Source organism: Klebsiella sp. M041, assembly GCF_059759695.1.
On sequence record NZ_JCAXWU010000058.1, the window covers coordinates 1 to 891 of the forward strand.

Genomic DNA, 891 nt, shown 5'->3' on the forward strand with positions numbered 1-891 from the left:
TTGTGATTCATGACTGGGGTGAAGTCGTAACAAGGTAACCGTAGGGGAACCTGCGGTTGGATCACCTCCTTACCTTAAAGAACCTGCCTTTGTAGTGCTCACACAGATTGTCTGATGAAAGTAGAGAAGCAAGGCGTCTTGCGATTGAGACTTCAGTGTCCCCTTCGTCTAGAGGCCCAGGACACCGCCCTTTCACGGCGGTAACAGGGGTTCGAATCCCCTAGGGGACGCCACTTGCTGGTTCGTGAGTGAAAGACGCGTGCCGATATATCTCAAAACTCATCTTCGGGTGATGTTTGAGATATTTGCTCTTTAAAAATCTGGATCAAGCTGAAAATTGAAACGACACACAGTTAATGTGTGTTCGAGTCTCTCAAATTTTCGCGACACGATGATGTTTTACGAAACATCTTCGGGTTGTGAGGTTAAGCGACTAAGCGTACACGGTGGATGCCCTGGCAGTCAGAGGCGATGAAGGACGTGCTAATCTGCGAAAAGCGTCGGTAAGGTGATATGAACCGTTATAACCGGCGATGTCCGAATGGGGAAACCCAGTGCAATTCGTTGCACTATCGTTAACTGAATACATAGGTTAACGAGGCGAACCGGGGGAACTGAAACATCTAAGTACCCCGAGGAAAAGAAATCAACCGAGATTCCCCCAGTAGCGGCGAGCGAACGGGGAGCAGCCCAGAGTCTGAATCAGCTTGTGTGTTAGTGGAACGGTCTGGAAAGTCCGACGGTACAGGGTGATAGTCCCGTACACCAAAATGCACAGGCTGTGAACTCGAAGAGTAGGGCGGGACACGTGGTATCCTGTCTGAATATGGGGGGACCATCCTCCAAGGCTAAATACTCCTGACTGACCGATAGTGAACCAGTACCGTGAGG

The 891-nt window shown here is 50.1% G+C and carries 1 tRNA gene and 2 rRNA genes; all 3 read left to right on the forward strand.

From position 1 onward, the window contains the following. Nucleotides 1–72: ribosomal RNA gene (locus AC6CWS_RS26445) — 16S ribosomal RNA — on the forward strand; the annotation flags it as partial. 85 nt (nt 73–157) lie between these two features. After that, a tRNA-Glu gene (locus tag AC6CWS_RS26450) sits at nt 158–233 on the forward strand. Between the two features lie 190 nt (nt 234–423). After that, nucleotides 424–891 (forward strand): 23S ribosomal RNA (locus AC6CWS_RS26455); the annotation flags it as partial.